Raw genomic sequence first — 5,864 nt, 5'->3', positions numbered from 1 at the left:
GTCATGGACAAGGCCCGTGAGAGCATCAGAGCGCCCTCTGAGGGCCTATGGGATGCCGTCAGGGATGCGGACCTCTCAGAAGGCCAGACAGAGGCCCTGAGCGACCTCCTGATGCTCAAGGGGGAGATTACCCGTCACAAGGCCGAAGGAAGCGCCTACGAGCCTCCCAGGGGCGCTCTGACGCTGGATCGGGTCGGCGGGGACGCCAGCACCGATCCTTGGCCCTTCATCGAGGCGATCAGGTCTGGGGCAGAACGGGTCTATGACGCTGCCCATCGGTTCGGCCTGGGACTCCGGGAAAATATGGGGGATCGGTATGAGTCTGGACGCGATCTTTTCCCTAGCCTGTCCGACCGGATGCACCTGGCAGCGGTGGTGGCCAAGTGTGGGGCGTTCATGGCGAAGATGGAAGCTACGGTGAAGAACATGCTTCGGCCTGATGTTCCTCAGCTCGACGTGACAACCTGCTGGCCGCAGGAAGCACTGGCAGAAGTTGAGCGCCATGAGACCAATCTTGGCCTGACAGCGCCAGCGGTTCGGGAAGAACCTTCGGTGGAGCGGGCAACCGATCTCACTGACCGTGCAAGTCGGGAACGGGATCGAGGGTCCAGTCACGGTCTCTGACCCTAGTGTTAATAGTGTTACCTACGGAGTATGTTACGGGGTCGAAAATCGCCCCTAACCTACTGGTCTCAAAGTATGAAACTATCCACAGGGTTCCGAAACTAACGAATCTGGGTTCCGAAACTAACGAATCTGGGTTCCGAAACTAACGAATGGATTCTGCCTCGAAACCGGGTCCTGATATAACGAACTTGACGAGCTGGCTGGTACTGTCCGATGCTGGTTCCAGATATAACGAACTCGAACAGGCGAACGGATGCCACTGCTCCCCGACAGACACCCCCAGAAGGACTTCTTCATCCTCGACATCTCCGATGTGGTGCCGAAGGACGACATGGCCTCGATGGAGCATCCGCTGTTCTCACTCGCCACCAAGCCAGATATGCGCCACCTTGAATATCGCGGCGGTGACAACCGGCTGAAAATCGTGCCGTCCGGGGTCGGCCTGCCCACGATCTTCGACAAGGACATTCTGATTTTCTGCGTGAGCCAGCTCATGCACCGCAAGAACCGGGGCGAGAAGATCGGCAAACGGGTGCGATTCAGCGCCCGCGAGCTGATGATTACCACCAACCGCAAGACGGGCGGGATAGAGTATCAACGCCTGGAACAGGCGTTTCAGAGGCTCATCGGGACTACCTTCCAGACCGACATTCAGACCGGGAACAAGCGCGAGACACGCTTTTTCAGCCTGCTTGAATCGGGCAGTGGGTTCGTCATGAAGGAAGAGGGCAAGTGGCGGCTCGACTACTGCGAAGTGATCCTGTCCGACTGGGTGATGCGCGCGATCGAGGGCGACGAGGTCGTGACGATCTCGAACGACTATTTCCGCCTGCGCCGCCCGCTGGAACGCCGCCTCTACGAGATCGGCCGCAAGCATTGTGGGAGCCAGCCTAAATGGCAGATCGGTCTCGCCAAGCTTCAGGAAAAGACCGGCAGCAATGCCCCCCTGAAGAAGTTCCGGCTGAACATCCGCCAGATCATCGAGGACGATCACACGCCGTTCTATCGCATGGAGCTGACCGCCGACGACCTGGTGATTTTCCGCCCGCGCTCACCGCAGAGCGAACTCTTGCCCGAGATCAGGCTTCCGGGATGGGCCGAGGACAAGGCGAGGGCCATCGCCAGGGAGAAGGGCCGGGACTACTACGCCCTGCGCTCTGACTGGCTGGCGTTCGCCAAGAGCGAAGCGGCCAAAGGGAACCCGCCGAAGAACGCAGGCGCTGCCTTTGTGGCCTACTGCGGGAAGCAAGATAGCTTGCGTTAGCCGGGCCTAACCCTGCCTCGATCAGGTTCCCTTGGCGTTGCGCCACGCAACGCGATACCCTGTTGCGCAACAACCAAAAGCAACGAGGCGCAACGGCATGAAATATTCACTCTCAGAGGCCGCAAAGGCCACCGGAAAGAACAAGACAACAATCCAGAGGGCAATCAAAAGCGGCAAGATATCAGCGAGTAAGGGCAATGGCGGCTCATATGAGATTGATCCGTCAGAGTTGCACCGGGTTTTTCCGCCCAATGTTGCGCAACGCGATGCGCAACACATGCAAAGCAACGATACGCAACAGGCAAAATTTGCCTCCGAAAGCAGCCACATAGACCGTGTTGTTGATCTGGAAAAAGAATTGGCAGTCGCGCGCGAGAGAGCCAACGGTCTGGAAGCCCAGAAGGATCAGATGGCAGATACGATCAACGATCTACGGAAGCGCCTGGACAGCTCCGAAACCCGCGTGACGGCGCTTCTGGCCGACAACAGCCCAAAGCGCAGCTCTTGGTGGCCTTGGAAGCGATCCTGACCAAAGGCAGCAATGCGGACCAAGCTGACCTTCGACGAACGGCAGCTTCCGGTTTTGGACACAAACGGTGGATTCCGCCGGTGGCACAGACGGTTGGATTTTGGCACATCCTGGTGGCGGAGAAGGTCCGCAACGATCCCTTAACGGACTGGCGCATGAGTTGTCGGTTCTGTTGCGCAACTGACAATGGGAGGTGGAACAGGCAGGTCATTCTGGGATTGCCACAGTTACACCCGACCGGAAGCGCAGCCCTCACCCTGTTGAAATCATCGGTGGTAACCTCTATTGAACCTGTCGAAAGGTGGTCTGATGCATCAATCGATCCTTAAGCGCTGAACCTCAGTGACTCACTGAGCAACCTCGCTGTTAGCGAGGTCTTCGGCATGCTTTTAAGGATCAAAGTGATGAAAACCTTGGACACTTTCTCTAGCCTCGACGGATGGCCATCTGCTGCTGCTGCATTCGCGGGCGACTTTCGAACAGGAGATCGCATTCAGACCGCTCCTTGGGGTGGCTACGCGATACTCGGTCACGCGGAGCTTCTATCGCTATCCCGCAACCCTGCTGCTGACGGAATGGCGGCCGATACCAACGCGATGTCGGCCACGCCTGTCCTCGGGCGCATTTTGGACCGTGCGCTGTTCACGCAATCGGGCCCGGTGCACCGGTTGGAGCGTGGCGCGATGATCGCTGCATTCGCTTCGCTTCCACTTCAGGCATTAACTGACGAAGCTGTGCGCGGCGTTGTGCAAGCTGCGCCTGAAAGAGCCGATCTGCGGGCCGACTTGGTCGAGCGCATTGTCCGCGCTAGCTGGGCAGCCCTTCTCGGGCTTTCTCCGGAGGATGCCCAACGGTGCGAGGCTGCGGTCAAGAAAATGGCTTACCTGCTGTCTCCCAACCCGCGTTCAGACAAGGCCGATTTGGCAGAAGTGGGCGGGATAGATCTCAATGAACTCTGCAAGATCGCCTTGCGTGGTCCGTCTCCATTTGTCGCGTCCCTTCAATCGAGCCTGGGCGCTGACAGAACGGTCGAGCTACTTGCCGGAATCGCCTTCGACGGGATCGAGACAATCGCCGTTGGAATCGACGCCGCGATGCGTGTAGCATTTGCCAACAGCAAAGCCGTTCGTCCGACCTCACGCTGTGCGGACGAGTGCCTGCGCTTGGCAAGTCCGACGCCGTTGACGATGAGGTACACTACCGATGTCATAGAGGTTTGTGACATCGTCATCGAGCCGGGGACACCTCTTGCTATGGTCTGGGCAGCCGGGAACCATGACCCGGATGCGTTTCCCGACCCAGAGCAATTCAACTCCGAGCGATCCTCCCGCCCGCTAACCTTCGGTATGGGAAACCATGCTTGTCTCGGCCATGCCCTTTCCCGGTCGCTCTTGGTACGTCTACTGATGGAGATAGAGCGCCTTCAGCCGGAGAAGGCACCGTTACCGGAGCGCTGGCGCCCTCTCGCAGGCGACTGGTTGTTTCCACTACGGGTTGCAGTGATATAGAAAACGCTTCGCGGAAACGGCGCTAAAGCGGCTGTCTCATCCAGAGGAGCCTGATCGTCTTTTCGACTGGCTTCGAAAGTGTCCTACCGCTGCGACCGGAGCGGTAGGGCGCAGAACAGGCATGAGCTGAGGCGAGACGTAAGTCGAATGTGCCGAAGTTTCGTTTCGTCCGCTCACTGGACAGAAATCCCCTGCCAGAATTCGTGCGCAAAAAAACGGTCGTTTTGTCCCTCCCCAAGAGGCACTGCGTCTTCAGAAGGTTAGCCGGGACAGAACCCCAGGGCAAAACCTAGGTGGTTCCTGCACGTTTTTGGCTGCGCGAGAGCGGCCGTTCGCTGCAGCCCATCTAAGGCTTAGGTCGGGCTCAAAGCTGTCATCCGGCCATGGGGTGGGCGAACCGCAAGCACCCACCGCCAAAGTCGATGAGCCTACTGGAGCCGTTCGGCAATCCATAGCTTGATCAACGATTGCCGCGTCACGCCCAGGTGCCGAGCCTGCTTGTCCAGGCCCTCCACTACCCACGCCGGAAAATCCACGTTCACGCGCTTGGGCTGATCGTTCCGACGCCGCGCCTGAGACCAGTCGATTACATCGCTCACGTCCGCACCGGCGTCGAATTTCTTGTCGAACTCAGTTGCCTTCATAGTAGCTGATCTCCTCTTTCCGGGCGCGGCGCACCGAGATGATCCGCACCGCATGACCTCGCGGTGTCCAGACGACCGCCCAGTGCTTGCCCTCGATCTTCCCAATCGAGATGAACCGCGGTTCATCCTCGGTCTTGGCGGGCGCTTCGAGCATCCACGGGTCATCCCAAAGGGCCTGTGCCTGATCGAAGTCGATGCCATGCTTCGACAGATTCGAGGCACTTTTGGCGGGGTCATACTCAAAATCCATGCGTAAATATGGTATAGTAATTATCCATTTTCAAGCATGGTTCTACGTGACCACCGCTGCCAGCCCGGCCCTCCGATATTCGGAGGTCTCCGGTCCAGGCTGGCTCCGCGCACCATTCCGACCGGCCCCCATATGGCAGGGGCGGGATGGTGCGCAGCCGCCCCTTGGGCGGCTCCCGGCGGGAGGTCCAGGAGGGCGTAGCGCCTCCGGCCCAACGGCAATTAGCGGAGCGGCTCGAAGAGAATTGCCTAGTGGGTTGTCATTTGAAATGACAATTCTGTCGCTCTTCGCTATCACCGTCCCATGTTCAAGGCAGCGATCCGCGTCAACAAGTTCACCAGCATCGCCCAGCTTCGCGGGGCGTCCCTCCATGCGCAGCGTCACGACGAGACCGGCAAGGCGCGGGTCCGGGACGATGCGGAACCCGGCTTCGGTCTTGCTTGGTCGAAGGCCGAGAACGACCGGGACTATCTCGCCGCCTTCAAGGCCCACAAGTCCGAGCTGGGGGCCGGCGAACGGAAAGGCTCGCCGCTCTGCTTGCAGGCAATCTGTGTGGTGTCGCCGGAATGGGTGGAAAAGGCCGGCAACCTGCACGACCCCGACAACCCGCATAACCGCCAGCTCTTCGACCAGGCGAAGGCATGGGCCGAGAGTTGGGGCGGCGAGGGATCGGTGATCGCCACACGCCTCGATCTCGATGAGAAGGGCGGGGCCGTGGTCGATGTTCTGGTCTCTCCCGTCCGGGAAAGCCGGGGCAAGCCGGTGATCTCGACCAACAAGGCGCTGCGCGAGCTGAAGGAGGCCACGGGCGAGCGGAACGAATACTCCGCCTTGCAGACGTCCTGGGCCGACTGGTGCCGCGAAAATTTGGACGCCGAAATCGTGCGCGGCACCCGCAAGGAAATCACGCAGCGCCAGCACCTGTCGCCGGAAACCTATGGGGCTGTCATGGACAAGGCCCGTGAGAGCATCAGAGCGCCCTCTGAGGGCCTATGGGATGCCGTCAGGGATGCGGACCTCTCAGAAGGCCAGACAGAGGCCC

7 protein-coding genes are annotated in these 5,864 nt (G+C 59.6%); 5 read left to right on the top strand and 2 right to left on the bottom strand.

The window, feature by feature from the left end:
- The 4 genes from MRY75_RS08515 to MRY75_RS08500 form a co-directional block, all read left to right on the top strand.
- Positions 1-624 (top strand): hypothetical protein (locus tag MRY75_RS08515; RefSeq protein ID WP_292306939.1); only part of this gene is annotated, 624 nt, incomplete at its 5' end.
- A gap of 256 nt (positions 625-880) precedes the next feature.
- Entirely contained in the window at positions 881-1,891 is a 1,011-nt protein-coding gene (locus MRY75_RS08510) for a replication initiator protein A (RefSeq protein ID WP_292306937.1), read from the top strand.
- A gap of 97 nt (positions 1,892-1,988) precedes the next feature.
- Positions 1,989-2,420 (top strand): helix-turn-helix domain-containing protein, encoded by a 432-nt coding sequence (locus MRY75_RS08505; RefSeq protein ID WP_292306935.1) that lies wholly within the window; start codon positions 1,989-1,991, stop codon positions 2,418-2,420.
- A 404-nt stretch (positions 2,421-2,824) separates the two neighbouring features.
- Positions 2,825-3,928 (top strand): cytochrome P450, encoded by a 1,104-nt coding sequence (locus MRY75_RS08500; RefSeq protein WP_292306933.1) that lies wholly within the window; start codon positions 2,825-2,827, stop codon positions 3,926-3,928.
- Positions 3,929-4,356: 428 nt separating this feature from the next.
- On the opposite strand, the gene MRY75_RS08495 is transcribed toward MRY75_RS08500, so the two are convergent.
- Both MRY75_RS08495 and MRY75_RS08490 read right to left on the bottom strand, forming a co-directional pair.
- The gene (locus MRY75_RS08495; RefSeq protein WP_292306931.1) at positions 4,357-4,572 is read right to left on the bottom strand and encodes a CopG family antitoxin; all 216 of its coding nucleotides are present in this window, start codon (positions 4,570-4,572) and stop codon (positions 4,357-4,359) included.
- Entirely contained in the window at positions 4,559-4,822 is a 264-nt protein-coding gene (locus MRY75_RS08490; RefSeq protein ID WP_292306929.1) for a BrnT family toxin, read from the bottom strand. Before MRY75_RS08490 ends, MRY75_RS08495 begins: the two co-directional genes overlap by 14 nt.
- Positions 4,823-5,125: 303 nt before the next feature.
- On the opposite strand from MRY75_RS08490, the gene MRY75_RS08485 reads away from it, so the two are divergent.
- Positions 5,126-5,864, top strand: a 739-nt coding sequence (locus MRY75_RS08485; RefSeq protein ID WP_292306928.1) for a hypothetical protein, incomplete at its 3' end; no start/stop codon positions are given.

Source organism: Marivita sp. (assembly GCF_022763305.1).
Taxonomy (GTDB): domain Bacteria; phylum Pseudomonadota; class Alphaproteobacteria; order Rhodobacterales; family Rhodobacteraceae; genus Marivita.
The sequence above is the reverse complement of the archived record's forward strand: the minus strand, read 5'-3'. Positions and strand labels throughout refer to the sequence as shown.